This is a genomic window from Hymenobacter edaphi, assembly GCF_003258365.1.
GTDB classification, from domain to species: domain Bacteria; phylum Bacteroidota; class Bacteroidia; order Cytophagales; family Hymenobacteraceae; genus Solirubrum; species Solirubrum edaphi.
The window spans coordinates 443,276-467,540 of sequence record NZ_QHKM01000001.1; the positions used below are offsets into that span (position 1 = coordinate 443,276).

The window sequence follows — 24,265 nt, forward strand, 5'->3', positions numbered from 1 at the left end:
GGGCGCTGGCGGTTGAATGACTTAGTTGGCGGGCGTTAGCACGGGGCGGCCCACGGCGTAGTTGAGCTGCTCGTAGGCGCGGATGCGGTTGTTGCTGCGCTCATTGCGCTGCAGCAGGTTTTCCTTGTAGCTCTCGTAGAAGTCGAGGAACTCCACGATGGTGATGTTGCGCTGGGCGTAGCTGCGCTCGATGCCGTCGATGAGCTTGTCGAAATCGGCCGTGTTGCGGTCGGTGTTGGCCGACAGCTGCTCGGCCTGCTGGGCCAGCGTGTAGGCTTGGTACACTTCCTGGCGCACCTGCAGCTGCTGTTGCTGGAGCAGCGCCTGGCTGCCCTCCATCTGCGCCTTGGCCGTGCGGATATTGCCCTGGTTGCGGTTGAAGACGGGAATGGCCATGCCCAGGGTCACCGCGTTGTAGTTCTGGATGTAGTTGCCGGCGCGGTCGTACACGTAGCCCACGGCCAGGTCCGGGGTGGCCAGGGCGTGCTGTAGGCGCAGGTTGGCCTGCTGCTGCTGCACCTGAGCGCGCCGGGCCCGCACGTCGGCCCGCACGTTCTGGGCCGAGTCGGCCAGGGCGGTTTCGCCCGGCGCCTGGGCCAGCGAGAGGGCCCGGATGGCGGCCACCGAGGCTTGGGGCAACAGGAAGGAGGCGGTTTCGTCGCGCAGCAGCACGTGCAGGTCGGCCTGGTCCTGGGTCATGTCGCGCAGCAGCGTCTGCCGCTCGGTTTCCAGGTCGAAAAGGAAGGCCTTGAGGCGCACCACGTCCTTCAGCGCGATGTTGCCCTTCTGGTACTGGCTTTCATACAGCCCGATGGTGCGGCGAAATTCCGCAATCTGCCGGTCGTACACCCGCAGGCTCTGCTGCTTGAAGTACAGGTCGTAGAAGGTAGTGCGCAGCTGAAAGCGCAGCGTGCGCAGCAAGTCCTGCAGGTTGTACTGCTCGGCCAGGGCCTGCTGCTGGGCCACGTTGGCGGCGGCCTTGCGGCGCCCGGCAATGGCAAACAGCTGTTGCACCTGCACGATGCTGTTGCCCTGCTTGGTCACGTCGAGCACCCGGCGCGTCTGCGGGTTGTAGGTGTTCTGCTCGATGCTGATGGTGGGATTGTCCCACAGCCGCGCCTGCAGTATCTGCGCCTCCGCCGCCGACACGTTGTAGCGCTGGGCCAGCAGGGCGAAGTTCTGGTCGGCGAACTGCCGCTCGGCCTGCGCGAGGTCGAGGCGGGTGGTATCGGCGGGCGCCGGCAGGGCCGTCTGGGCGGCGGCCGTGGTGGCGGCCGTCAGCAGCAGGCCAGCGGCCAGGGAAAGAAAACGGAGCGAGGCACTAAGCATTGTCGTCTGGTGAGTTGACAATGCAAGTGTACCGGCGCGGTATTAGGGGGTGATTAGAGGTGGATTAGAAACGGATTAGAACCGGAATATTTTTTCAAGAAAGCGGCTCCCGGCGTTGCAAACGCCTGCCGGCGCCGGCCCGAAACTTCGCGTATTTTGCCGGCGGCCCCGCCGCCGCTCAGGCCGCTGGCCCAAACACCACCTCCGCCACCGTGCCGCCGCCCGGCCGCGGCACGAGCGTGAGCTGCCCACCGTGCCGCCCGATGATGTTGCGCGCCAGCGGCAGCCCCACGCCGTGCCCCACCACGTGGCGCGAATTGTCGCCGCGGAAAAAGGGCTGAAACAGCCGGGCAAAGTCCTTTTCGGCAATGCCGATGCCCCGGTCGAGCACGTGCAGGCGCAGGGTGTGCGGAGCCGCGTACTCGAGGCGCAGCTCCACGCCTTGCTCGGCGGAGGAGTATTTCAGGGCGTTTTCCACCAGGTTGCTCACCGCCCGCCGCAGCAGCGCCCGGCTGCCGCGCACCACCAGCTGCTCGGCGTCGTCGGGCAGCTGGCCCAGCTGCACCTGCACCCGGCGCCGCTGCTCGGCGGGCAGCCCGTCGCGCACTTCCCACACCAGCTCGTCGAGGCGAATTTCTTCCTTGGGCAGCTCGGAAGCGTCGCCCTGGGCTAGCTCCAGCAGGTTGTTGACCAGCACCCGAAACTGCAGCAGCTCCGTCAGCACCGAGCCCAGGGCCTCGCGGTAAGCCGGCGCGTCCCGTTCGCGCGCCATCAGCACCTGCAGCTCGCCGATGGTGGCCGTGAGCGGGGTGCGCAGCTCGTGGGAGGCGTTGCGCACGAAGGTGCCCTGGCTTTCAAAGGAGTCTTCCAGGCGCTCCAACATGCGGTTGAAGGTGCGGGCCAGGCGCGAAATTTCGTCGGGCTGCTCGTTGGGGCCCTCGTCGAGGCGCAGGTGCAGGTCGCGGGCCGTGATGCGGTCTGCCTGGTCGTTGATGTCGGCAATAGGGGCCAGGGCCCGGCCCGCAAACAGGCGCCCGGCCCCGTAGGTCAGCAGCAGGCTGATAACGAACACGGCCACCAGCGAAAGGGTCATGTACTCGGTGCGGGCCTGGCCGGAGGCGTTTTCGGCCGCCGCCACGATGACAAACTCGCCCTGGTTGTCGCGGTAGAAAATGCCTACGGCCTGCCGCCGGCCCATGGTGAAGAACACTTCTTTTTCGGCCACGATGCGCGCCAGCAGCGCCTCCGATACCTGCACCCGCTCGTCTTCCTCGATGAACGTGGGCTGCTTATGCGAGTCGTACACCTGCAGCACTTCGTTGGGCAGCGTCTGCATAAAGCGGCGCTGAAAGTCGCGGAAGGCATTGGCCCGCAGCTCGTCGCGCTCCAGGAAGATATAGCCCGTCACGTCGGCCCGGTCGCGCAGCCGGTCGTTGAACTGCTCGTGGGTGTAGTCGGCGTGGATGAGGAGCGTGGCCGACAGCGCCCCGAGCAGAATCACGCCCACCAGGCCCACAAACAGCAGCGTAAGGCGGTTGCGGATGGTCATTCGGGTGAGATGGTGAAATGGTGATATAGTGAGTTGACGTCCTGGCGGCGCGGACGGCACACAAAGCTGCGGAAAAGCACAACCATCCGGCTGCGGGCGATATACGCTATTTCACCATTTCACCATTTCACCGCTCATCTTCCCGCATCACGTAGCCCATGCCCACCACGGTATGGATGAGCTTGGAGGGGAAGGGCTTGTCGACTTTGTTGCGCAGGTAGTTCACGTACACGTCGATGACGTTGGAGCCCGCGTCGAAGGAGTCTTCCCAGCTGTGCTCGGCTATTTCGGCCCGGCTCAGCACCCGGCCCTGGTTGCGCAGCAGCAGCTCCAGCAGCGCAAACTCGCGGGCGGTGAGCTTGAGCGGCTGCCCGGCCCGGGTCACGGTTTTGGCGGCCGTATCGAGGATCAGGTCGGCCAGGGCAAGGACGGCACCCTTCACCACGTGGCCGCGGCGGCGCACCAGGGCCCGCACCCGGGCCAGCAATTCCGGAAAGTCGAAGGGCTTGACCAGGTAGTCGTCGGCGCCGGCGTTGAAGCCTTCCAGCTTGTCGGTGGTGGTGCCCAGGGCCGTGAGCAGGAGCACGGGCACCTGCTGGTCGCGCTGCCGGATGGTTTTGAGCACCTCAAAGCCGCTCAGGCCCGGCAAAATCACATCGAGGATAATCAGGTCGAAGGCGTGCGAAAGGGCCAATCGGGCGCCGAAAGGACCGTCGTAGGCCACTTCCACGTCGAAATGCTCCTCCTCCAGCCCCTTGCGGATAAACGCCGACACCTTCGGCTCGTCCTCGACCAGTAGGATTTTCATAGGCGGGCTTGGGGTTAGTGCGTCGTCCGTGCTATGTAGCGCGAACCGCAGGTCGACGGGGGCAACTTGTAGTTCGCGAATCGTTGCTGACGTGCGGGCGTTACTTGTTCTGAAGCATCGTTCAACGATACGCGAAGCAGCGCTTCGCGCTACGGCGCACGCGGCCCGATCCGTCCATTGGTGACCTATTTGTTAGGCGTGCCGAATAAATTTTAGTCGTCCTCGTAGTCCAGCCCGAGCACGTTATTGAGGGCACCCTGCAGCTCCGAAGCAGCGTGCATCTGCCCGGCTTTGCGGGCCACGGTGAGGCCCGTACGCAGGATGTTTTCCGCCTCGTCGAGGTGGCCCTGTTCCTGCCGGAGCTTGCCGGCGTGGTAGTAAGTGCCCACGTAATCAGGGTGTTCCGTCAGAAGCTTCTGGTAGTACTGCCAGGCCGTGTCCACGTCGCCGGCCGAGCGGTACTCGGTGGCCAGCGCGTACACGGTAAAGGCGTCGGTCGGGTCTTCCTTATAGAAGGTGAGCAGTTGCTCCAGGCGGCTAGGTGCGGTTTCCATCGGCGGGATTTTCCAGTATCTTCGGCCCGAAATTAGGGCATTGCCCGCATCTTCTGACCCTTAAGTCGACCTGATGAAGTTCCTCGTTTGCATTAGCAACGTCCCGGACACGACGACCAAAATCACGTTTACCCCGGATAATAAGGAGTTTAACAAGGCGGGCGTGCAGTTCGTCATCAATCCGTGGGATGAGTATGCACTCACTCGCGCTATTGAGCTCAAAGAAGCCCAGGGCAGCGGCACCGTCACGGTGCTCAACGTCGGGGAAGCCGACACCGAACCCAACATCCGCAAAGCCCTGGCCATCGGTGCCGACGACGCCATCCGCGTCAACGCCGCCCCCAAAGATGCCTGGTTTGTGGCCCAGCAGATTGCTCATTACGCCAAGGAAGGCGGCTACGACGTTATCCTGATGGGCAAGGAAAGCATCGACTACAACGGCTTCCAGGTGCACGGCATGGTGGGCGAGTTGCTCGGCATCCCGACGGTAGCCCCGGCCATGAAGCTGGACATGAGCGGCAACACCGCCACGCTGGAGCGCGAAATCGAAGGCGGCAAGGAAATCGTAGAGGTTGCGGCCCCGTTCGTGGCCAGCTGCCAGCAGCCGATGTGCGAGCCCCGCATCCCGAACATGCGCGGCATCATGACGGCCCGCACCAAGCCGCTGAAAGTGGTGGAAGCCGTGGGCGAAGGCGCCGCTACGGCCGTGGCCGAGTACCAGCTGCCGCCCAAAAAGCAGGGCGTGAAGCTCATCGACGCCGCCAATGCCGGCGAGCTGATCAAGCTGCTGCGCAACGAAGCCAAAGTCATCTAGTTTAAGAGTTTATGGGTTTGTGAGTTAATGAGTTATTGTTCTTGCGTAGCGCAAGCCATGCTCATTGCTCCTGGATCCATATCCCTCCTTAACTCTTAAACTCCTCAACTCTCAAACTCAAACAGCATGTCTGTTCTCGTAGTAGTAGAATGCGATAAGGGCGAAGTGAAAAAATCTTCGCTGGAAGTAGCGTCGTACGGCGCGCAGGTGGCCCAGATGCTCGGCACCACGGCTACGGCCGTGGCGGTGGGCGAGGCCACCGAAGCCAACCTGGCCGCCCTGGGCGAGCAGGGCATCACGAAGGTGCTGTTCGACGCGGAGCCGCGGCTGAAGGACTTCGTCAACGGCGCGTACACCAAGCTGATTGCCGCCGCCGCCGACAAGGAGCAGGCCAAGGTAATCGTGCTGGCCAACTCGAACGTTGGCGCTTCGGTCGGCTCGCGCCTGGCGGTGCGTCTGAAGGCTTCGCTGGCCACCAACGTGGTGGAGCTGCCCAAAACCGACGGCGGCCAGTTCACGGTGAAGCGCGGCGCCTTCTCGGGAAAGGCCTTCGCTGATGTGACCCTGTCGGGCGACCGGAAAATCATTGCCGTTAAGAAAAACAGCATCGAAGCCCAGCACAACGGCGGCCAGACGGCCCAGGTGGAGCCGTTCACGGCCCAGCTGTCGGATGCCGACTTTGCCGACGCGCCGAAGCAGGTTATCATGCAGGATCAGGCCGGGGGCATTCTACTGCCGGAGGCTGACAAAGTGGTATCGGGTGGCCGCGGTATGAAGGGCCCGGAGAACTGGCACCTCATCGAGGACCTGGCCAAGGCGCTGGGCGCGGCTACGGCCTGCTCCAAGCCGGTGTCGGACGTCGACTGGCGCCCTCACCACGAGCACGTGGGCCAGACGGGCATCACCGTGTCGCCGAACTTGTATATTGCCTGCGGCATCTCGGGCGCCATCCAGCACCTGGCCGGCGTCAACTCGTCGAAGGTTATCGTGGTCATCAACAAGGACCCCGAGGCTCCCTTCTTCAAGGCGGCCGACTACGGCATCGTGGGCGACGTGTTTGAGGTGCTGCCCAAGCTGACCCAGGCCGTAAAGGAACTGGGCTAGCCGAGTGACTGCGCAACAGTGCGGGCGGGAAAAAATCAGCTAACATTTTCCCCCCGCCCGCATTATTGCGTTAGAAGCAATTCAGTCACCCATCACCCATTCGCATACATTTCTCCCTCGTGAAGAAAATTCAGCTCGAAATTCTGGGCTTGTCCTCCAGCCAGTCGCAATCGGGGTCGTTTGCCCTGATTCTGGGCGAAAAGCACGGCAACCGCCGCTTGCCCATCATCATCGGCATGTTTGAGGCGCAGAGCATTGCCATCCAGATCGAGAAAATCAACCCCAACCGCCCGCTCACGCACGACCTGTTCAAGTCGTTTGCCGAGCAGGTGCACGTAACTATCCTGGAAGTTCTGATTTCCGACCTCAAGGAAGGCGTGTTCTACTCCAAAATCGTGTGCTCCGACGGGGCCACCACGTTTGAGCTGGACTCGCGGCCTTCCGACGCCATTGCCATCGGCCTGCGCTTCGGCGTGCCGATTTACACGGTGGAAAGCGTGATGAGTGAAGCCGGTATCATCCTCTCCGACCTCGACGAAGGCGCTGAAACCGACGACGAGGACGATGACGACGAGGACGACGACACCCCGAGCACCCCGCGCAGCGAGGTGGCCGAGCACAAGGAGCCCTCGGGCCAGGTGTCGCAGGAGGAGCTGACCAAGATGCTGGCCCAGGCCCTGGAACGCGAGGACTACGAGAAGGCCGCCAAAATCCGCGACGAGCTGAACAAGCGCGGCGACAAGGATAAAGGCCACGAATAGCGGCCCGGCCGGCTGTTCCAGCCGTTCGATTCAGAAACACCACGGCCCGTTTCCGGTAAGGGGACGGGCCGTGGTGTTATCGTGTCGAGCAAGGCGAGCAACCAGGGTGAAAATAACCAGGCAGCATCCTGGCCCAGATGTCTTGCTTTGCTCGACCCGACAGGTTCGTTGGCCGCAATTCCGTAGACTTGCGGCGCTTAATTTTGCCCCTATGTCGACTCCCGAAACCCAGCCTGCCGCCGAGCAGGATCTGCGCTACCCCATCGGCCACTACCAGCTGCCCGAGCAGCCGCTGACGGCCGAGCAGCGCCACGGCTACATTCAGCAGCTGATGGCTTTGCCCACCGAGCTGCGCATGGCCCTCGACGGGCTCAGCGGGGAGCAGTTTGATACGCCCTACCGCCCGGGCGGCTGGACGGTGCGCCAGGTGCTGCACCACCTGCCCGACTCGCACGTGAACAGCTACACCCGCTTCCGCCTGGCGCTGACGGAGGACAACCCCACCATCCGGCCCTACAACGAAGCCGCCTGGGCCCAGCTGCCCGACGTGACCATCGTGCCGCCCGACGTGTCGCTGATCCTGCTCGACGCGCTGCACGCCCGCTGGGTGGTGCTGCTCAGCCAGCTCACCGACGAGCAGTGGCAGCGCACCTGGTACCACCCGGAGTCGGAGCAGACGATTCGCCTCGATCAGGCCCTGGTGATGTACGCCTGGCACGGCCGACACCACATTGCGCACATCACCAGCCTGCGCAAACGCATGGGCTGGGGCAACTTTCAGCAGTAGGTAGAGCCCGGCGGCGGCGGCGCAAGCAAGCGGTTCACCTCGCTGTCATTGCGAGGCGCAGCCGTGGCAATCCTTCCTCCAGTAGAACCGCCGCTACAACGGGCACTACCCCAAGACGGCACCGCCCGAAACTGGTATCAGCAGTTTCGGGCGGTGCCGTTTTTGCTTTGTAGGCATTGCATCGGCGTCCCGTTGACCAGGACCGATTGCCGCGGCTGCGCCTCGCAATGACAGCGGGTGCGGCCGTTGGCTCGTGCGGCTAGATGTCCTTGGAGGGCTCCTGGCGGATTTCTTCCAGGCTGCCGCCTTCCATCTCGATGCGCTTGGCGGCGCGCACCAAGCTGCTGCTGAAGATAAACTCCTTCAACTCGGGCACCTGGGCGTTGAGGATTTCGTCCTTGGTGCCGTCCCAGAGCTTCTGGCCCTTGTGCAGGTACACGATATGGTCGCCGATTTCCACCACCGAGTTCATGTCGTGGGTGATGATGACGGTGGTGATGTTGTACTCGTGGGTAATTTCGTAGATCAGCTCGTCGATTTTGATGCTGGTGAGCGGGTCGAGGCCGGAGTTGGGCTCGTCGCAGAACAGGTAGGTACAGTTCGGGGCAATGGCGCGGGCGATGCCGACGCGCTTTTTCATGCCGCCCGACAGCTCGGAGGGCATCTTGTTGCCGGCCGCTTCGAGCCCCACGCGCTTCAGGCAGAACTCCACCCGGTCGCGCCGCTCGGCCCGGCTCATGTCGGGCGTGAGCATGCGCAGCGGGAATTCCACGTTCTCGAACACGTTCATCGAGTCGAACAGGGCCGAGGCCTGAAACAGCATGCCGATCTGCTTCCGGATTTCCTGGCGGATTTCGATTTTGTTGTTCGTGAAGACGGTGCCGTCGAAGGTAATGGAGCCGATGTCGGGCTTGAGCAACCCCACGATGCACTTGAGCAGCACCGATTTGCCGGTGCCCGAACCGCCGAGCACCAGGTTGCACTTGCCCGTCTCGAAGGTACAGGTGACGCCTTTCAGAATGGGTGCGTCGCCGAAGGATTTATGGATGTTGTGAATTTCGATCATGTCACAAGTGGTGAAATTGTGAGCTGGTGAACTGCTGAGTGTCGTTCTGGCTGCGCGAAATGCGTGGTCTGCGCCTCCCGAACGTCAACTCACCATTTCACCATCTCACTATTTCACCTTTAGAGAAGCGTGTAGGCCAGAACAAAGTCGCCGATCAGAATGGCAATGATGGAGTGCGTGACGGCCGTGGTGCTGCTGGCGCCCACTTCCAGCGCGCCGCCTTCGGTGAAGTAGCCGCGGTAGGCCGAAATGGCCGACACTAGGAAGGCAAACACCACCGACTTGATCAGCGCAAACACGATGTTGTAGGGAATAAACGTGTCGCGGATGCCTTCCACGTATTCCTGGGCGGTCATGGCGCCGGAGAGCGTGCCGGCCAGGTAGCCGCCCAGAATCGAGAGGACCATGGCCAGGATAACCAGCAGCGGAAACGTGATGATGGAGCCCAGAATGCGCGGCAGCACCAGGTAGTTGCTGGAGTTGATGCCCATGACTTCCAGCGCGTCGATTTGTTCGGTGATGCGCATGGTGCCTAGGCCGCCGGCAATGCTGCTGCCCACTTTGCCCGCCAGCACGATGCTGGTGATGGTGGGGGCCAGCTCCAGAATGGTCATTTCGCGCACCATGTAGCCAATGGTCGACTTCGGAATGAGCGGGTTGATCAGGTTGTAGGCAATCTGCACGCAGGTTACGGCCCCGATAAAGGCGGAAACGATGCTCACGATGAAAATCGAATCGATGCCGATGAGCACGGCTTCGTCGAGGGTGCGGTTCCAGATAACTTTGACGCGCTCGGTGCGCACGAGCATGCTCTGCAGGAAAAGCAGAAACTGGCCGAAAACTTTGACCATAGTGAAGGCTGGCGAGAAAAAAATGAAACCGCCGGAGCGGGGCGGGCTTACATACGTACAAACCGCGAAACAATCTTACGCGATATGCAGAAAACAATTGTGGTGACGGGCGGCAGCAAGGGCATTGGCCGCGCCGTGCTGGAGCGTTTTGCCCGCGCCGGCTGGCGCCTGGTTACCTGCGCCCGCTCGGCCGAAGACCTCGACGCGCTGCGCACCGACCTGGCCGCGCAATACCCCGACGTCGACTTCCAGGCCCTGCCCGCCGACCTGAGCAAGCCCAACGAAGCCCGCCGCTTCGTGGATTTCGTGCTCGGTCTGGGCGGCGACGTGGACGTGCTGGTCAACAACGCCGGCTCCTTCGTGCCCGGCCGCCTGCAGGACGACGCCGCCGACGGCTCGACCCTGCGCGACATGCTGGCCGTAAACCTGCTGAGCACCTACGACGTGACCCGCGGCCTGCTGCCGCAGCTGCTGGAGCAGTCGGGGGCGCACATCTTCACCATGTGCTCCACCGCCAGCCTGATGCCCTACCCCAACGGCGGCTCCTACGGGGTAGCCAAGTTTGCCCTCTACGGCCTGACCAAAAACCTGCGCGAGGAGCTGAAGCTCACCAACGTGCGCGTGACGGCCGTGCTGCCCGGCGCCACCTACACCGCCAGCTGGGAGGGCGTCGACCTGCCCCGGGAGCGGTTTATCCGGGCCGAGGACGTGGCCGAAGCCGTGTTCAGCACCTGGAGCCTCTCGCCCCAGGCCGTGGTGGAAGAGCTGCTGATCCGGCCCCAGCTGGGCGACATCTAAGGCGAGTTTAGGAGGGTAGGAGTTTAGGAGTCATTATTCGATAACTCATGGACTCCTACCCCCATACCCTCTTACCCTATTGCCTAACCGCCCGGCCTTTGCCCGTCACGCTGATGTCTTTCTGCGCGGCGGAGCCGTTGTAGTACAGGCTGCCGTTGCCGGCTACGCGGGCGCCGAGGAAGTCGGTGGCCAGCACGTGGGCGTCGCCGTCGCCGAGCTTGTCCAGGTCGACGCTGGCGCGGCGGGCGCGCAGGCCCTGGGCGTAGAGGCTGCCCAGGTCGCCGACGGTGGCCACCAGCTCGTCGGTGCGGCCGGAGAGGCGCATGTCGCCCAGCTCGTAGAGGTCGACCCACAGCCGCTTGCTGTCGACGTCAAATTCCACGTCGCCGGCGCGGGCCAGGTGCAGAAAAAGCGTGTCCTGGCGGAAGGTGCCCTGGGTACGCAGGGTTTTCTCGCCGGTGTGGAACACGTCGGTGAGGCGCGGGGTGTGCAGCGTGACTTGGCGGGGCACGTCGTAGCGGCGCACCCAGTTGCAGCGGCTGGTGTTGCGGATGGTCAGCGTGCCGTCCTGCTCGGTCAGCTCCAGGTCTTCCTGCAGGTTCTGGCCGGTGCGCACCAGGGCATAGGTTTCCGCGTCCTGCACCACGGTTACTTCCACGTTGTCGTAGAGGCGCAGCACGCGGAAGGGGGCCAGCTCGCGCCGCTCCTCCGTCACCTTGCCGCTGCTCTTGAAACAGTCGCCTTCGTGGTCTTTGCGGCAGCCGCCGAGCAGCACGGCCGCTACCAGCAGGGCCGGGGCCGCGTATGCCCCTAGCCGGCGGCGCGTGCTATCTTGCGCGCCCGTTTTGCAGCGGTTCATCAACACTTTTTCCAACCTAACAACGTCATGGATCTGAACGGCAAGGTAGCCATTGTCACGGGCGTCAGCAAAGGCATCGGCCTGGCCACGGCGGAGCTGCTGCTCCAGCGCGGGGCCGTGGTGGCCGGCTGGGGCCGCAGCCGCCCCGCCGAGCTGCAGCACGAGCGGTTTTCGTTTTTCGAATGCGACGTGCGCGACGAAGTGCAGGTGCAGGAAGCCCTGACCAATACGCAGCGGGAACTGGGCCAGGACGTGCACGTGCTCGTCAACAACGCCGGCCTGGGCATTTCGGGCGCCGTCGACGGGTTCAGCTCCGCCGACTGGCACCAGATGTTCGACACCAACGTGCACGGATTGTTCTACTGCACCAAGGCCGTGCTGCCGCCCATGAAACGCCAGCAGCTGGGCCACATCGTCAATATCTCGTCCATTGCCGGCCTGACGGGCATCGAAATGATGGCTGGCTACTGCGCCACCAAGTACGCGGTGCGCGGCTTTTCGCACTCCATCTTCAAGGAAGTGCGCAAGGACGGCATCAAAGTCACCTGCCTGTACCCGGGCTCCACGCAGACCAACTTCTTCGACGACATACCCGGCACCACAGCCAACGAGCACATGATGCAGCCCGCGGACATTGCCGGGGCCATTGTCTACGCCCTCGAAACGCCGTTCAACTTCCACGTCGTGGACATGGAAATGCGGCCCCTGCAACCCAAAGGCCGCTAAGCCGTGTTGCTGATCTGGGCCGCGTCGGTACTGCTGCTCTGGTACACGCTGCGCCAGTACCGGGCGGCGCGGCCGCAGCGGCGGCCGGTGCAGCGCACGTTCGTTATTCTGGCGCTGGCCTGGATTGTGCTGCTCGGCATCTGGGTGATTTTTCCGCTGGTGGCTTCCTGGGTCGGGGAGTACCTGCTGCGGAAGCCATAAGTAGTTGTCTGACTGATAGCTGATTTGATATGGGCCAGAAGTGGAAATTGCCGCTGCCGCAGCCGCAGGAAAACGGCACGGATTACCTGGTGGCGGAAGACGACATCGACGGCACGGGCGGCGCCTATATCTACTACCTCAGTAGCATCAACCCCGCGCAGGGCTTCGACAGCTGGCACGAAACCCTGGCCGAGGCCTTGGATATGGCGGCCGAGTACGGCTGCTGCCTCGAAGATTGGCAGCCCATGCCGCCCGAGGCTTAACGGACTTGTATCTTCGCGCAATGGTTGAAATTTCTCACCTGACCAAGCTCTTCGGCCAGCAGGCCGCCGTCAACGACATTTCGTTCACGGCCGGCCGCGGCGAAATCCTGGGCTTTCTGGGCCCGAACGGCGCCGGCAAAAGCACCACCATGAAAATTGCCACCGGCTACCTGCCGCCCAGCAGCGGCACGGTGCGCGTGGCCGATTTCGACGTGGTGGAGCAGCCCCTGGAAGTGCGCCGCCGCGTGGGCTACCTGCCCGAGCACAACCCGCTCTACCTCGACATGTACGTGCACGAGTACCTCGACTTCATCGGGCGCGTGCACGGCCTGGGGGGCAGCACGCTGCGCCAGCGGGTGCACGCGCTGGTGGGCCGCGTGGGCCTCACGCGCGAGCAGAACAAGCAGATCGGGGCCCTCTCCAAAGGCTACCGCCAGCGCGTGGGCCTGGCCCAGGCCCTCATTCACGACCCGCAGGTGCTCATCCTCGACGAGCCCACCACCGGCCTCGACCCCAACCAGATCGGCGAAATTCGCACGCTGATCCGCGAGCTGGGCCAGGATAAAACGGTCATCTTCTCGACTCATATTCTGCCCGAAGTGCAGGCCCTCTGCGACCGGGTGGTCATCATCAGCCGCGGCCAGCTGGTGGCCGACGCGCCGGTGCGCGAGCTGGCCGGCCTCACCAAGGGCGGCGCCGTCATCCGCGCCGAGTTCGAGGGTACAATCGACCCGGCCCCGCTCTGGCAGCTGCCCGGCGTCAAAGCCGTAGAACAGGGCCAGGGCGGCGCCTGGATTATTCGCACCGAGGGCAAGGGCGACCAGCGCCGTGCCATTTCGCAGTTGGCCGCCCAGCAGGGCTGGCTGGTGCTGGGGCTGCGGCAGGAAGAACAGTCCTTGGAGCAGGTGTTCCAGGAGTTGACGACTTCCACGAAAATCGAAAAATAAGAACGTCATGCTGAGCTTGTCGAAGCATCTCTACCGCTTCGTTAGATAGTAAAATCACTCGGCACGATATCCTGACAGAGCCAACGAAGCGGTAGAGATGCTTCGACAAGCTCAGCATGACGGCCTAGTGGCCTGTATGCCAATCAGCGAAATCAAGTAAATCAGCGCTAACCAGCGGTTCATGTTCGCCGTCCTTCGCAAAGAATTCAACGCCTTCCTCAACTCCCCGGTGGCCTACGTGGTGCTCGGCGTGTTTTTGGTGGCCACCGGCCTGTTCGTGTGGGTCTTCCCCGATAGCAGCGTGCTCGACTACGGCTTTGCCGACCTGCAGACGCTGTTCAACCTGGCCCCCTGGATTTTCCTGTTCCTGATTCCGGCCATTACCATGCGCACCTTCGCCGAGGAAAAAAAGGCCGGCACCATCGAGCTGCTGCTCACCCGCCCGCTCACCGACGGGCAGCTGGTAGGAGGGAAGTACCTGGCCTGCCTGCTGCTGGCGTTGCTGGCCCTGGTGCCCACCCTGCTCTACTACTACTCCGTGGTGAAGCTTGGCGCCCCCGAAGGCAACATCGACTCCGCCGCCTTTGCCGGCTCGCTTATCGGCCTGGCCCTGCTGGCGGCCGTGTTTGCCGCCATCGGCGTGCTGGCTTCGGCCCTGACGCGTGACCAGATCATTGCCTTCCTCGTCGCCGTGGTCGGCTGCTTCCTCGTCTACTCCGGCTTCGATTCGCTGGCCTCGCTCTTCGACGGCGGCCCGGCCTACTACATCGGCCAGCTCGGCATTGCGGCCCACTACCGCGACCTGAGCAAGGGCCTGGTCGACTCGCGCGACCTGCTGTATTTCTTTTCCGTGGTAGCGGCCATGCTGCTGGCTACCCGCCTCGTGCTCCGCAGCCGCAACTGGTAATCCGGACCTTCTGACGCATGGAACCCACGCCCGCCGCCCCTACGCCCGCCCCGGTTGCCCCCGCCGCCTCGCGCAAGCAAAGTGACCTGCTCCGCTTCGGCCTGATTATCCTGGCCCTGGTGGTGCTCAACTTCGTCGCCCAGCAGTTCTTCTTCCGCCTCGACCTCACCGAGGACAAGCGCTACAGCATGGCCCCGGCCACCAAGCAGCTGCTCGAAACCGCGCCCGAGCCCATTACCGTGACGGTGTACCTGGCCGGTGACTTTCCGCCCGCTTTCCGCCGCCTTTCGCAGGCTACCCGCGAGACGCTGGATGAGATGCAGATTCACGCCGGCTCCAAGCTGCGCTACGTCTTCGTCGACCCCTCGGCGGCTTCTTCCGAAGCCGACCGCAACAAGGAGTACCAGCGCCTGGTGCAGAAAGGCCTGCGCCCCACCAACCTCGGCGCCAACGAGGGCGGCAAGCGGGTCGAGAAAATCATCTTCCCCTGGGCCACCATCACCGTGGGCAACCGCGAGGAAAACGTGCTGCTGCTGCGCGGCAACCAGGCCGCCCCGCCCGACGTGCGCCTCAACCAGAGCATCGAAGGCCTCGAATACGAGCTGGCCAGCGCCATCCGGCGGCTGGAGCCCTCGAAGCGCAAGCTCATCGGCATCGTGGAAGGCCACGGCGAGCCCGACAACGAGCACCTCTACGACCTCATCGGCACGCTGCAGCGCGACTACAACGTGTACCGCATCGACCTCAACAAGGTCACCGAGCAGAACATGAAGGCCCTGGCGGCCGTCATCGTGGCCAAGCCCGAGCGGCCGTACTCCGACCCCGAGAAGTACCAGCTCGACAAGTTCATCACCGAGGGTGGCCGGGCCCTGTTCTTCGTGGATGCCATGCGCGTGAACCTGGACAGCGCCAACCGCGGCGGCATGCTCTCCTTCCCGCAGGAGCTGGGCCTGACGGACCTGCTGTTCACCTACGGCGCGCGCGTCAACGGGGACCTGATTCTGGACGTCAACTCCGGCCTCATCCCCATGGTCACCGGCATGTCGGGCAACAAGCCCCAGGTGGAGCCCATGCCCTGGCCGTTCTACCCGGTCGTGAACAACTTCAGCCCGCACCCCATCACCCGCAACCTCGACGCGGTGTATCTCAAGTTCGTCAGCAGCATCGACACGGTGAAGGCCCGCGGCATCCGCAAAACGCCCTTGATGTTCACCTCGCGCTACACCCGCGTGCTGCCCGCCCCGGTGCCCATCAACCTCAACGACGCCCGCCTGCCCCCGGACCCCAAGCTGTATAAGAGCGGCCCCAAGCCTGTGGGCTATCTGCTCGAAGGCCAGTTCCGCTCCCTCTTCGCCAACCGCGCCAAGCCCGGCACCACGCAGTTTCAGCCCGCCCAGAGTCCCCAGGCCAAGCCCAGCAAAATCCTGCTCATTTCCGACGGCGACTTCGTGCGCAATGACCTCGACCCGAAAACCAAGCGCCCCCTGCGCCTGGGCTTCGACCGCCTCGCCACCACCGAATTTGCCAACCGCGAACTGACCCAGAACGCCGTCGACTATCTGCTCGATGAATCCGGCCTGATCGGTGTGCGCGGCAAGCAAATCACCCTGCGCCCCCTCGATAAGGTGAAAATCAACGCCGAAAAGCGCCAGTGGCAGCTACTGAACCTGGGTGCCCCGCTGGCCTTGCTGGCTGTGTTCGGGCTGGTAAGGGCCTGGCTGCGCAAGCGGAAGTACGCGTCGTTTGGAGTGGAGTAAAACCTACAACGAACCCGACTCCGGCCAGTCACGCCAGTGCGTGTTGGGCGCAAGCGTAGGCCGATAACAACTGGGGTCATTGGTCGCCAGGACAGTTGCCAGCATCGGCCAGGTTTCATAGCTGCTGGGCCGGTTATGTTCCCACTCGGCTTGGTTGTGGTCAGTTTGCAACTGTTGTTGCTGCTGTATCGAGGCCGCAAACGTCTCGAAACTCATGCCGCCTAATCCTGTCAGCTGTTTGTTGAAATCGTACGTCTGACGTATGGCATCGTCCGATAGGGCCGCGGGGGCTGAGAGGTCAAAATCCCGGTGATACCACTCATCCAGCACCAAAATCTTCGTTAGGTGCACCGGAATCGACTTATACAATTCCACGTCCGTGGCGCGGAATAAATCTTGGCATTGAGTTATCAGCAGCCGTCCGACTTCCTCCGGGCTGATGCGGTAGGGCTCGTATTCCACCAGGTCGATGTCCGCCGCTACGTAATCCGCTTTGCGCTGACTGAGTGGTACGGCTTGGCCGCGCACCAACAGGCTGGTGGCTGTTGGGGACAACAGTTCATCCGGAAAGGCAGTGGTGAAAGAGTCCCAGTCGACGGGAGCAACCTCGTAATAGTTGGTCGGACGGTCATTGTAGTGCTCTAGGTTGAGCAGGCAGTTGCCGTAGTAGTGAATATTCAACTCAAAACGGCCGCCGCGCGGGTTGTAACCGAGCCGCTCTATAGCTACCGCCCAGTCAGAATCATCCCGAAACAGGTTGATCCGAGCATCAATCAAGTAGCTGTACGCGTCTCCCAAAGACACGAACTGGCAGTAATAACCATCATTTGACTGGTCAAGGGCAGTGAGGATGTCTTGCGCGGAAAGCATGTAGTAAGAAGATGAAATACTCAAATTTGCTGATTTTTCCCCGTCTGGCGCGAGTTTAGCGTAGCGTTACTCGCGCCCCGCTATGACGTGGAGGTACAGCCTCCACTGCCGCGCCAGCGGCAATGCGGAACCGCGCTAAATATCCGCATCACCCGCCCGAAACCGCCGATAATTCTCCATTAGCCCCAGAATATTCGCCGCTCCCACCGGATTAGCCGAATGCACGTTGCAGCGCTCCACCAGCAGCCCCTGCGCCACCAGCTACTTGGCGCAGTCGTAGCCGCTGGGCCGCTCGCAGTTCCGGGCCTCGTCCCAGCCCAGGTCGTGGTCGAAGGAAATTTCCGTCGGCGCGCCGCGCTGCTCGATGGTGGCCACGAATTCCTCGAAGCTGCGCACCAGCACCCAGCCCTCGGTGCGGGGCGTGCGCAGCTCATCCAGATAGAGCTTGTAGGGCATCGGTAGGGGAGTACGGTTCGTAGAGACACAACCTGGCGTCTTATCGTTGAACGGCCCGTTGCTACAGTATACTCAGCAATGACGAAGACGCAAATAGGCGCTTCTACAGCGTACCACTGCTCATTACAGACCTGACTGAGCGGCTTACAAGCTCCGCCCAACGCGTCACAGGCTCGGCCAAACCCCTTACAATGTCTGCCAAGCCCGTAACAGGTTCGGCCAAACCACTCACACGGTCCGCCAAACCCGTAGCAGGCTCCGCCAAGTGCCTCGCAAGCCTGTCCGAACGCTTCGCAGGACTCACCGAGCGCCGCGTTGCCGCGCTTGGCCCCGTCACAAACCACGCCCATTCCCGCCCCGAAGCCCTAGTTTTCCGCGTATAGCCGTTTATCTTTGTCCTCCCCAAACCGACACATTTCCCAAAACCCTATATGAAGTTCATCGTCTCGTCCTCGGCGCTCCTCAAGCAGCTCCAGAGCATCAACGGCGTCGTCACGAGCAACCCCGTGGTACCCATCCTGGAGAACTTCCTCTTTGAAATCGAGAACGGCAAGCTCACCATCACGGCCTCCGACCTCGAAACCAGCATGATTACCGAGCTGCCCGTCGAAGCCCGCGAAGGCGGCCGCATCGCCGCCCCGGCCCGCATCCTGCTCGATACCCTCAAGAACCTGCCCGACCAGCCCGTCACCTTCACTCTCGACGAAGAGACGTACGGCATCGAAATCAGCTCGGCCAACGGCCGCTACAAGCTGGCCGGTGAAAACGCCACCGACTTTCCCCGCGTGCCCGTCGTGAAAGGCTCGGCTCCGGTCGAAATTCCCTCCTCGTCGCTGCTGCGCGCCATCACCAAGACCATCTTCGCCGTCAGCACCGACGAGCTGCGCCCGGCCATGACCGGCATTCTGGTGCAGCTGGCCGACAACCAGGCCACCTTCGTGGCCACCGACGGCCACCGCCTGCTGCGCTACCGCCGCGCCGACGTGGCCGCCGGCCAGACGGCCAATCTCATCATTCCGCGCAAAGCGTTCAACCTGCTCAAAGGCGCCCTGCCCTCCGAGGCTACCCCGGTGCGCATGGAGTTCAACCAGAGCAACGCCTTCTTCTCGTTCAACCAGATGCGCCTCGTGTGCCGCCTCATCGACGAGCGGTACCCCGACTACGAGAACGTAATTCCGGTGTCGAACCCCAACAAGCTCATCATCGACCGCGGCCAGCTGCTGAACTCGGTGAAGCGCATTGCCATCTACTCCAACAAGACCACCCACCAGGTGCGCCTGCGCCTGGCCGGGTCCGAGCTGACCATTTCGGCCGAAGACCTGGACTTCTCCAACGAAGCCAACGAGAAGCTGCCCTGCCAGTACGACGGCGAAGACATGGAAATCGGCTTCAACGCCCGCTTCCTGATCGAAATGCTCTCCAACATTGACTCCGAGGAAATTACCCTGGAGCTGAGCACGCCCAACCGCGCCGGCCTGCTGATGCCCACCCTGGCCGAGGAAAACGAAAGCATCCTGATGCTGGTCATGCCGGTGATGCTGAACAACTACGTTTAACTTTTGATGTGCGAATGTGCTTGAATGTGCTGATGTGCTAATTGGTCATTCTCATTAGCACATCGGCACATTCAAGCACATTCGCACATTTACAACGCATGAAAAAATCCGAAATCCGCTTCAGCATCGCCCTCGACGAGCAGAAAGTCCCCGAGGCCATCAGCTGGAGCGCTACCGACGCCGGCGCCGACATTCACTTCGCCAAGGCCATGAACATCTCGATCTGGGACCGGGAGGAGCGCGGCACCATGAAGATTGACCTCTGGACCAAGGACATGCCCGTCGACGAGATGAAACGCTTCTACGTGGACATGATCGGCTCGCTGGCCGAAAGCATCATCGCCGCTACCAACGACGAGTTCATGGGCGCCAAGCTGCGGGCCGTGGGCAAGGAGCTGGCCCAGCACGTGGAGCAGGAAGAACGCGGCCAGCGCTAAGCATCAAGCAAGCGCGCAACGCCGCTTCGCGCCCCCAGGGCACGCGACAAGGCCTGCAAGGCCGGGCTTCGCGCTCCAGCGCAAAAAAGCCCGCCCGGCGAATTGCCGGGCGGGCTTCTCATTTTCAGGCCGTGCTGGGCTTAGCGCGTACGGTCGGCCGTGGTCTTGCTGTCGTCGCGGGTCTGGCTGATGGTGGCCCCTTTGGCGCTGGCCGGCAGCGGGTTCTGCACCGACTTCACGAGCATGATATCCGAAGCCTGGGCCGCGTAGTCCTTATCATACTTGTAGTAGGCCGAGCGGTTGCTGAAGTAGTTGCTGTACTGATCGGTCGTCAGCACGGTGCGCAGCTCCCGGTCCCGCTCCTGGCACACCCCCTGGCACTGCTCGTCGATAACCCGGATGTTGCCTGCGTTGCGGGTTTCAATGGCCGCCATCTTGGCCACCTTATCCTCGTTGATGGCGCGCAAGCGGGTGGTCTGGTAGTTATTCAGCCGCAGCTCGCGGGCCATCTGATTGGAGAGGCGTTCGGCGCGCTGCTGCACGACCGGGGACTTTTTGGTTTGGGCCTGTACGCCGAGGGCTACTCCCGTTGCCAGCGCAGCCGTTGCTAGGATCTTCTTCATCGTCATGGCAAGTTCTATCGTTAGCGGGCCGAAGCCACGGAGTCGGAGTTGAGTGGAGGGCTGCCAAAGCAACCAACGCCCATTTCTAACGAAAAAGTGTGCCAACCGGTTCGGCCGAAACGGCTAAATGCCCAAAAGGCGGCCGGGCTGGTCGTTTCGGGAAGGAAAAAAATGACCAGCCCGGCCTCCTTTTGGCCAGCGGGCGGCTTAGAACTTGTTCATCCACATCATCGACTCCACGGGCTGGTCGGTGCGCTGGTTGTACTTGGCGTTGGGCTTGCGGTTGTAGTAGTTCTGGATGGCGCCCTCCACGGTGAAGTAGATGAGCTGACCGATGGGCATGCCGCGGTAGATGCGCACGGGCTGCGTCACGCTGATTTCCAGCGTCCAGGTGTTGGAGAAGCCCACGTCGCCCTTGCCGGCGGTGGCGTGGATGTCGATGCCGAGGCGGCCCACCGAGCTCTTGCCCTCGAGGAAGGGCACGTGGGCGTGGGTTTCGGTGTATTCCTCAGTCACGCCGAGGTACAGGGTGTTCTGCTCGAGCACGAAGCCCTCCTCCGGAATTTCGAAAACGTCGATCTGGTTGTGCCGGCGGGCATCGAGCACCCGGTCGCGGTAGGTGGCCAGGTAGCGGCCCAGGTGTACGTCGTAGGAGTTGGTGCCGAGGCAGGCGCGGTCGTAGGGTTCAATTACGATGGTGCCGCGCTCCATCTCGGCCAGGATTTGCTCGTCGGTGAGAATCATTTGGGTCAATTAAAAATCAAAAATCAAGAATGAAAAATCAGGCCTGAATAGCCTCCGCCAGCCCATTCCAGGGTTAGGGAGACGATTCATTTTTAATTTTTAATTCTCAATTTTTAATTGATTTCGTCGTCTTCGTAGCGGTCCTCGGGGAGGACGGCGGCGGGGCGCCGGGCGGGCGCGGGGGCCGCCTCGTCCTCGTCCTGAGGTTCGGGCTCCACCGTGAGGCTGTTGAGCTGGGCGCGCATGCCGGGCACGACCGACAGGGTCAGGTACAGCAGCAGCGCCAGCGACGCCACCGCGCAGAGCAGGGTGGTATAATCCAACCAGTCGTGGCGGGCGGCGCCGTACTCCCCGAGCGGACGAGGGCGGGCAGCGGGCTCAGCGGCGGCTATTTCCGCTTCGGCAGTGGGGGTGCCGTCTTCCAGCGGCTGGGTCAGGGGCGCCTCGGCGCTGGCGTCCACGTCGGCGGGGGGCACGTTGGCCGCGTCGACCAGCAGCTCCTCGGGCGCGGGGTCCTCGGAAGCGTTGAACTGGGCGCTGGCCTGCTTGATGTAGCGCTGCAGGCCGTGAATCAGGCCGGCGCGCTCGTCGCGGGGCAGGCCGCGGATAAAGAACTCGAAGTTGGAGTCGATGAGGATGCCGTTGAGCTGCTTTTCGAACTCTACCAGGTCGGTGCGGCCCTTGCCGAAGCGGTTTTTGTAGCGCTCGGCCACGCCGTTGTAGTTACGAAACAGAGTCTTGAGGTCGTCACGGCCGGGGAAGTCGTCAAACTCGCGGCGGGCCTTGGCCGTGCGCAGCGTGACGGGGAACTTGCGGCGGGTGAAGGCTTTGTCGTAGACGGCTTCCATGGTGCGGAAGTTCATCTCGTCGACGGCGCGGTCGTAGAGCTGCTTGTTCTGCGCGGCGGTTTTTTCGGTTTGGGCGCGCAGCGTCAGCGGCACTGCCAACAGCACGAGCAGCAGGCTCCAGAACCCCAAACGGTAGCGGTAAGGCATAGCGGGCAGCAAACGGTTTGGGGGCAAAGATAGACCGCGGATGGGGTATGATGCCAAACCGATGCCTACGATGCGGATAAATGAGGGCTTAGGGCTTGGAATAAGCTAAAATGCCGGGTGTCGCCCCTCATCCTGAAGCGTAGCCGAAGGGCCTTCCTGGCACCCCGTACCGCTGCTGCCAACAACGCGCAGACGCTGTAGCGAAGTGCACCAACGCCGAAGCGCCGCCACCGTCGCCCGGACGATTGGGCGTTGGTGGCGGCGCTTCGGCGTTGGTGCGCGGTTCGAGGCCGGTCCTTGGGCTACGTCAACCTGCGGCTTGCGGTGCTTGGGGTGAGGTTCGATTGCCCCTGCTGGCCTCCTACAGCCCGTGGGCTTCGCGCAGGGAGGCGCGGCAGGCCGTCAGGTACAGGTCCACCAGGTCGTCGGTGACGGCGGTGCTCACGAACAGGGCCTCGAACTGCGAGGGCGCCAGGTAGATGCCGCGGTGCAGCATGGCGCGGAAGTAGCGGCCGAAGGCGTCCAGGTCGGCGGTTTTGGCAGAGGCCAGGTCGGTGACGGGCTGCTGGGTGAAGAACACGTTCCACATCGAGCCGACGCGGTTGACGGTGTAGTGCAGGCCCAGCTCGGCGGCAATCTGCCGGGTGCCGTCGGCCAGCAGGGCGCTGGTGCGCTCCAGCTGCTGGTACACTTCGGGATGCTCGTGGAGGTAGCGCAGCTGGGCCAAGCCGGCGGCGGTGGCAATGGGGTTGCCGGAGAGCGTGCCGGCCTGGTACACCTTGCCGGCCGGAGCCACCTGGTCCATGATTTCCTTTTTGCCGCCGTAGGCGCCCACCGGCATGCCGCCGCCGATGATTTTGCCCAGCGTGGTCATGTCCGGGTCGATGCCGAACAGCTCCTGCGCGCCGCCGCGGGCGAGGCGGAAGCCGGTCATCACCTCGTCGAAGATGTAAACGATGCCGTGCCGGGTGCACAGCTCGCGCAGGCCCTGCAGGAAGCCCTCGGCGGGCGGCACCAGCCCGATGTTGCCCACCACGGGCTCCAGAATGATGGCCGCAATCTGCTCGGGGTTGGCCTCGATGGCGGCGGCCACGGCGGCGAGGTCGTTGTAGGGCACGGTGAGCGTGTCCTGAGCCACGCCCTCGGTCACGCCGGGCGAGTCGGGGGTGCCGAGGGTGAGGGCGCCCGAGCCGGCCGCAATCAGGAAAGAGTCGCCGTGGCCGTGGTAGCAGCCCTCGAACTTCAGAATCTTGGCGCGGCCGGTGTAGCCGCGGGCCACCCGGATGGCCGACATGGTGGCCTCGGTGCCGGAGTTGACCAGGCGTACCTTCTCAATGCTGGGCACCATCTCGATGATCAGCTCGGCCATTTCCACCTCGCGGCGGGTGGGGGCGCCGAAGGACAGCGACGCGGGCAGGGCCTGGGCCACGGCGTCGAGCACAATCTGCGGGGCGTGGCCCAGAATCATCGGGCCCCACGAGTTGATAAAATCGAGGTAGCGGTTGCCGTCCACGTCGGTGAGCCAGGCGCCCTGGGCCGACTGCATAAAGACGGGGTGGCCGCCCACGGCGCGGAAGGCGCGCACCGGCGAATTGACTCCGCCCGGAATCAGGTCTTTGGCGCGGGTGAAGAGCTGGTCGCTGGTCGAGAGGTTGAGGTCGGTAGCGGGAGAGGCTTGCTGCATAGGGGCCGAACACGCGCCGGGGAGGGTTGGTGCCGGCGGCGCGCGACAAAGATAGACCGCGACAGGTACTGACCTAGCAGCTGCAAAATCGCGCAGGAAGGGGCCCGGCAACGGGCTATGGCGCCGCGGTAACATCTGCTTGGCCGCACCGGACGGCAACTGCTTGGCCGGCAGCGGCCGTCGGCACTCAACCCCGGCCGGCACCGGCAGAGAAAGAGAAGAGGAGTTTTGCCTTACTGCTCGTGAGCGGAAGGGATATGCTCCTTGGGTCTTAGATTTCGCTGCCCGCGGCTTAGCTGCTTTGTTACAAACCGGCCCTGCGGGGTAACTGCGTAAGCCGTAACCACCGAGTCGAGCACGTTCGGCTCGTTCTGCGCATCCGAATCGTTTTCCTCGCGGGCGGTAACGAGCAGTTCCCCGTTGCCCGTGGGGCGCATCAACGCTTCGGCGTGCCACTGCCCATCCAGGCCCCGAGCCGCAATCCGTACCGAGTCCAGCACCGCCGAGCCGGTCGGCGACGTGGTCAGGTAATACAAATCCTCGCAGCAATCCTCGTGGCGCCAGAGCACGGTCAGCAAGTTGTAGGCCGGGCAGCGCAGGGAGTCGAGCAGGACCAAATCCACGTACTCGTTGTAGTCTTTGAAAAAGCCAGGCAGCCGGGGCGTGCGGCGCAGCATGGCCTGCACAACCTTGGGGCTGAGCCGCGGCTTCGCCCTGAGCTGCGCAAAATCGTACGCCGGCAGCGGGCAGGGAGCCGGGGCTGCGGTAACGGGGGCAGCGGCCGCCGGGGGCGAAACCACGGGACTAGCGGGTTTTTCT

Annotated in this window: 27 protein-coding genes; 13 read left to right on the forward strand and 14 right to left on the reverse strand. The window is 63.2% G+C overall.

Annotated features, from left to right (window positions below; all coding sequences use genetic code 11):
• Positions 1–21: 21 nt before the first annotated feature.
• The 4 genes from DLM85_RS01665 to DLM85_RS01680 form a co-directional block, all read right to left on the reverse strand.
• On the reverse strand, positions 22–1,329 hold the full coding sequence (locus tag DLM85_RS01665) for a TolC family protein (protein ID WP_111476330.1): 1,308 nt from the start codon (positions 1,327–1,329) through the stop codon (positions 22–24).
• A 178-nt stretch (positions 1,330–1,507) separates the two neighbouring features.
• Positions 1,508–2,878 carry a sensor histidine kinase gene (locus DLM85_RS01670; protein ID WP_111476331.1) on the reverse strand — a complete coding sequence of 457 codons (1,371 nt, stop codon included), beginning with the start codon at positions 2,876–2,878 and terminating at the stop codon, positions 1,508–1,510.
• Between the two features lie 127 nt (positions 2,879–3,005).
• The gene (locus tag DLM85_RS01675) at positions 3,006–3,686 is read right to left on the reverse strand and encodes a response regulator (protein ID WP_111476332.1); all 681 of its coding nucleotides are present in this window, start codon (positions 3,684–3,686) and stop codon (positions 3,006–3,008) included.
• A gap of 212 nt (positions 3,687–3,898) precedes the next feature.
• The gene (locus tag DLM85_RS01680) at positions 3,899–4,240 is read right to left on the reverse strand and encodes a tetratricopeptide repeat protein (protein WP_111476333.1); all 342 of its coding nucleotides are present in this window, start codon (positions 4,238–4,240) and stop codon (positions 3,899–3,901) included.
• A 73-nt stretch (positions 4,241–4,313) separates the two neighbouring features.
• Between DLM85_RS01680 and DLM85_RS01685 the strand changes: the two genes are divergently transcribed.
• The 4 genes from DLM85_RS01685 to DLM85_RS01700 all read left to right on the forward strand — a co-directional run bounded on the left by DLM85_RS01685 (position 4,314) and on the right by DLM85_RS01700 (position 7,706).
• Positions 4,314–5,054: an electron transfer flavoprotein subunit beta/FixA family protein gene (locus DLM85_RS01685; protein ID WP_111476334.1), complete on the forward strand. Its 741-nt coding sequence runs from the start codon at positions 4,314–4,316 to the stop codon at positions 5,052–5,054.
• Between the two features lie 126 nt (positions 5,055–5,180).
• Positions 5,181–6,158, forward strand: a complete 978-nt coding sequence (locus DLM85_RS01690) for an electron transfer flavoprotein subunit alpha/FixB family protein (RefSeq protein WP_111476335.1) — start codon at positions 5,181–5,183, stop codon at positions 6,156–6,158.
• Positions 6,159–6,277: 119 nt separating this feature from the next.
• Positions 6,278–6,919 carry a bifunctional nuclease family protein gene (locus DLM85_RS01695; protein ID WP_111476336.1) on the forward strand — a complete coding sequence of 214 codons (642 nt, stop codon included), beginning with the start codon at positions 6,278–6,280 and terminating at the stop codon, positions 6,917–6,919.
• Positions 6,920–7,130: 211 nt separating this feature from the next.
• Positions 7,131–7,706, forward strand: a complete 576-nt coding sequence (locus DLM85_RS01700) for a YfiT family bacillithiol transferase (RefSeq protein ID WP_111476337.1) — start codon at positions 7,131–7,133, stop codon at positions 7,704–7,706.
• Between the two features lie 259 nt (positions 7,707–7,965).
• On the opposite strand, the gene DLM85_RS01705 is transcribed toward DLM85_RS01700, so the two are convergent.
• Together DLM85_RS01705 and DLM85_RS01710 are read right to left on the reverse strand one after the other, a co-directional pair.
• Positions 7,966–8,772 carry an ABC transporter ATP-binding protein gene (locus DLM85_RS01705; RefSeq protein ID WP_111476338.1) on the reverse strand — a complete coding sequence of 269 codons (807 nt, stop codon included), beginning with the start codon at positions 8,770–8,772 and terminating at the stop codon, positions 7,966–7,968.
• A 119-nt stretch (positions 8,773–8,891) separates the two neighbouring features.
• A complete protein-coding gene (locus tag DLM85_RS01710) occupies positions 8,892–9,623 on the reverse strand; it encodes an MlaE family ABC transporter permease (protein ID WP_111476339.1) in 732 nt (243 codons plus the stop codon).
• A gap of 84 nt (positions 9,624–9,707) precedes the next feature.
• Between DLM85_RS01710 and DLM85_RS01715 the strand changes: the two genes are divergently transcribed.
• Positions 9,708–10,421, forward strand: a complete 714-nt coding sequence (locus tag DLM85_RS01715) for an SDR family oxidoreductase (protein WP_111476340.1) — start codon at positions 9,708–9,710, stop codon at positions 10,419–10,421.
• Positions 10,422–10,497: 76 nt separating this feature from the next.
• On the opposite strand, the gene DLM85_RS01720 is transcribed toward DLM85_RS01715, so the two are convergent.
• A complete protein-coding gene (locus tag DLM85_RS01720; RefSeq protein ID WP_133256836.1) occupies positions 10,498–11,280 on the reverse strand; it encodes a head GIN domain-containing protein in 783 nt (260 codons plus the stop codon).
• A gap of 27 nt (positions 11,281–11,307) precedes the next feature.
• Between DLM85_RS01720 and DLM85_RS01725 the strand changes: the two genes are divergently transcribed.
• The 6 genes from DLM85_RS01725 to gldG all read left to right on the forward strand — a co-directional run bounded on the left by DLM85_RS01725 (position 11,308) and on the right by gldG (position 16,081).
• The gene (locus tag DLM85_RS01725) at positions 11,308–12,006 is read left to right on the forward strand and encodes an SDR family oxidoreductase (RefSeq protein ID WP_111476342.1); all 699 of its coding nucleotides are present in this window, start codon (positions 11,308–11,310) and stop codon (positions 12,004–12,006) included.
• 3 nt (positions 12,007–12,009) lie between these two features.
• Positions 12,010–12,207 carry a hypothetical protein gene (locus tag DLM85_RS01730; protein ID WP_133256837.1) on the forward strand — a complete coding sequence of 66 codons (198 nt, stop codon included), beginning with the start codon at positions 12,010–12,012 and terminating at the stop codon, positions 12,205–12,207.
• A 29-nt stretch (positions 12,208–12,236) separates the two neighbouring features.
• On the forward strand, positions 12,237–12,470 hold the full coding sequence (locus DLM85_RS01735) for a hypothetical protein (protein WP_111476344.1): 234 nt from the start codon (positions 12,237–12,239) through the stop codon (positions 12,468–12,470).
• Between the two features lie 20 nt (positions 12,471–12,490).
• Positions 12,491–13,417 carry a gliding motility-associated ABC transporter ATP-binding subunit GldA gene (gene gldA / locus DLM85_RS01740; protein WP_111476345.1) on the forward strand — a complete coding sequence of 309 codons (927 nt, stop codon included), beginning with the start codon at positions 12,491–12,493 and terminating at the stop codon, positions 13,415–13,417.
• 181 nt (positions 13,418–13,598) lie between these two features.
• A complete protein-coding gene (gldF, locus tag DLM85_RS01745; protein WP_111476346.1) occupies positions 13,599–14,324 on the forward strand; it encodes a gliding motility-associated ABC transporter permease subunit GldF in 726 nt (241 codons plus the stop codon).
• 17 nt (positions 14,325–14,341) lie between these two features.
• Positions 14,342–16,081, forward strand: a complete 1,740-nt coding sequence (gene gldG / locus DLM85_RS01750; RefSeq protein WP_111476347.1) for a gliding motility-associated ABC transporter substrate-binding protein GldG — start codon at positions 14,342–14,344, stop codon at positions 16,079–16,081.
• A 3-nt stretch (positions 16,082–16,084) separates the two neighbouring features.
• Here the strand turns inward: gldG and DLM85_RS01755 are convergent, their stop codons facing one another.
• Positions 16,085–16,951 (reverse strand): DUF7003 family protein, encoded by an 867-nt coding sequence (locus DLM85_RS01755; RefSeq protein WP_111476348.1) that lies wholly within the window; start codon positions 16,949–16,951, stop codon positions 16,085–16,087.
• A gap of 261 nt (positions 16,952–17,212) precedes the next feature.
• Complete coding sequence (locus tag DLM85_RS25690) at positions 17,213–17,407, reverse strand: cyclic-phosphate processing receiver domain-containing protein (protein ID WP_207890942.1); 195 nt, start codon at positions 17,405–17,407, stop codon at positions 17,213–17,215.
• Between the two features lie 431 nt (positions 17,408–17,838).
• Between DLM85_RS25690 and dnaN the strand changes: the two genes are divergently transcribed.
• Both dnaN and gldC read left to right on the forward strand, forming a co-directional pair.
• Positions 17,839–18,963 carry a DNA polymerase III subunit beta gene (gene dnaN, locus DLM85_RS01765; protein WP_111476349.1) on the forward strand — a complete coding sequence of 375 codons (1,125 nt, stop codon included), beginning with the start codon at positions 17,839–17,841 and terminating at the stop codon, positions 18,961–18,963.
• A 98-nt stretch (positions 18,964–19,061) separates the two neighbouring features.
• Complete coding sequence (gene gldC, locus DLM85_RS01770; RefSeq protein WP_111476350.1) at positions 19,062–19,400, forward strand: gliding motility protein GldC; 339 nt, start codon at positions 19,062–19,064, stop codon at positions 19,398–19,400.
• Positions 19,401–19,540: 140 nt separating this feature from the next.
• On the opposite strand, the gene DLM85_RS01775 is transcribed toward gldC, so the two are convergent.
• From DLM85_RS01775 to DLM85_RS01795, 5 genes are all read right to left on the reverse strand, one after another.
• The gene (locus DLM85_RS01775) at positions 19,541–20,023 is read right to left on the reverse strand and encodes a hypothetical protein (protein WP_111476351.1); all 483 of its coding nucleotides are present in this window, start codon (positions 20,021–20,023) and stop codon (positions 19,541–19,543) included.
• Positions 20,024–20,230: 207 nt separating this feature from the next.
• Positions 20,231–20,767 (reverse strand): dCTP deaminase, encoded by a 537-nt coding sequence (dcd, locus tag DLM85_RS01780; protein WP_111476352.1) that lies wholly within the window; start codon positions 20,765–20,767, stop codon positions 20,231–20,233.
• Positions 20,768–20,880: 113 nt separating this feature from the next.
• Positions 20,881–21,762, reverse strand: coding sequence for a hypothetical protein (locus DLM85_RS01785; RefSeq protein ID WP_111476353.1), 882 nt, complete (start codon positions 21,760–21,762; stop codon positions 20,881–20,883).
• 361 nt (positions 21,763–22,123) lie between these two features.
• The gene (gene hemL, locus DLM85_RS01790) at positions 22,124–23,446 is read right to left on the reverse strand and encodes a glutamate-1-semialdehyde 2,1-aminomutase (RefSeq protein ID WP_111476354.1); all 1,323 of its coding nucleotides are present in this window, start codon (positions 23,444–23,446) and stop codon (positions 22,124–22,126) included.
• 233 nt (positions 23,447–23,679) lie between these two features.
• On the reverse strand, positions 23,680–24,132 hold the full coding sequence (locus DLM85_RS01795; RefSeq protein WP_133256838.1) for a hypothetical protein: 453 nt from the start codon (positions 24,130–24,132) through the stop codon (positions 23,680–23,682).
• Positions 24,133–24,265: the final 133 nt, after the last annotated feature.

Bases quoted from the DNA above. Each gene is read 5' to 3' on its own strand.
- DLM85_RS01665 (WP_111476330.1), bottom strand. From the start codon at position 1,329: ATGCTTAGTGCCTCGCTCCGTTTTCTTTCCCTGGCCGCTGGCCTGCTG.
- DLM85_RS01670 (WP_111476331.1), bottom strand. From the start codon at position 2,878: ATGACCATCCGCAACCGCCTTACGCTGCTGTTTGTGGGCCTGGTGGGC.
- DLM85_RS01675 (WP_111476332.1), bottom strand. From the start codon at position 3,686: ATGAAAATCCTACTGGTCGAGGACGAGCCGAAGGTGTCGGCGTTTATC.
- DLM85_RS01680 (WP_111476333.1), bottom strand. From the start codon at position 4,240: ATGGAAACCGCACCTAGCCGCCTGGAGCAACTGCTCACCTTCTATAAG.
- DLM85_RS01685 (WP_111476334.1), top strand. From the start codon at position 4,314: ATGAAGTTCCTCGTTTGCATTAGCAACGTCCCGGACACGACGACCAAA.
- DLM85_RS01690 (WP_111476335.1), top strand. From the start codon at position 5,181: ATGTCTGTTCTCGTAGTAGTAGAATGCGATAAGGGCGAAGTGAAAAAA.
- DLM85_RS01700 (WP_111476337.1), top strand. From the start codon at position 7,131: ATGTCGACTCCCGAAACCCAGCCTGCCGCCGAGCAGGATCTGCGCTAC.
- DLM85_RS01705 (WP_111476338.1), bottom strand. From the start codon at position 8,772: ATGATCGAAATTCACAACATCCATAAATCCTTCGGCGACGCACCCATT.
- DLM85_RS01710 (WP_111476339.1), bottom strand. From the start codon at position 9,623: ATGGTCAAAGTTTTCGGCCAGTTTCTGCTTTTCCTGCAGAGCATGCTC.
- DLM85_RS01715 (WP_111476340.1), top strand. From the start codon at position 9,708: ATGCAGAAAACAATTGTGGTGACGGGCGGCAGCAAGGGCATTGGCCGC.
- DLM85_RS01720 (WP_133256836.1), bottom strand. From the start codon at position 11,280: ATGAACCGCTGCAAAACGGGCGCGCAAGATAGCACGCGCCGCCGGCTA.
- DLM85_RS01725 (WP_111476342.1), top strand. From the start codon at position 11,308: ATGGATCTGAACGGCAAGGTAGCCATTGTCACGGGCGTCAGCAAAGGC.
- DLM85_RS01735 (WP_111476344.1), top strand. From the start codon at position 12,237: ATGGGCCAGAAGTGGAAATTGCCGCTGCCGCAGCCGCAGGAAAACGGC.
- gldA (WP_111476345.1), top strand. From the start codon at position 12,491: ATGGTTGAAATTTCTCACCTGACCAAGCTCTTCGGCCAGCAGGCCGCC.
- gldF (WP_111476346.1), top strand. From the start codon at position 13,599: ATGTTCGCCGTCCTTCGCAAAGAATTCAACGCCTTCCTCAACTCCCCG.
- gldG (WP_111476347.1), top strand. From the start codon at position 14,342: ATGGAACCCACGCCCGCCGCCCCTACGCCCGCCCCGGTTGCCCCCGCC.
- DLM85_RS01755 (WP_111476348.1), bottom strand. From the start codon at position 16,951: ATGCTTTCCGCGCAAGACATCCTCACTGCCCTTGACCAGTCAAATGAT.
- DLM85_RS25690 (WP_207890942.1), bottom strand. From the start codon at position 17,407: ATGCCCTACAAGCTCTATCTGGATGAGCTGCGCACGCCCCGCACCGAG.
- dnaN (WP_111476349.1), top strand. From the start codon at position 17,839: ATGAAGTTCATCGTCTCGTCCTCGGCGCTCCTCAAGCAGCTCCAGAGC.
- gldC (WP_111476350.1), top strand. From the start codon at position 19,062: ATGAAAAAATCCGAAATCCGCTTCAGCATCGCCCTCGACGAGCAGAAA.
- DLM85_RS01775 (WP_111476351.1), bottom strand. From the start codon at position 20,023: ATGAAGAAGATCCTAGCAACGGCTGCGCTGGCAACGGGAGTAGCCCTC.
- dcd (WP_111476352.1), bottom strand. From the start codon at position 20,767: ATGATTCTCACCGACGAGCAAATCCTGGCCGAGATGGAGCGCGGCACC.
- DLM85_RS01785 (WP_111476353.1), bottom strand. From the start codon at position 21,762: ATGCCTTACCGCTACCGTTTGGGGTTCTGGAGCCTGCTGCTCGTGCTG.
- hemL (WP_111476354.1), bottom strand. From the start codon at position 23,446: ATGCAGCAAGCCTCTCCCGCTACCGACCTCAACCTCTCGACCAGCGAC.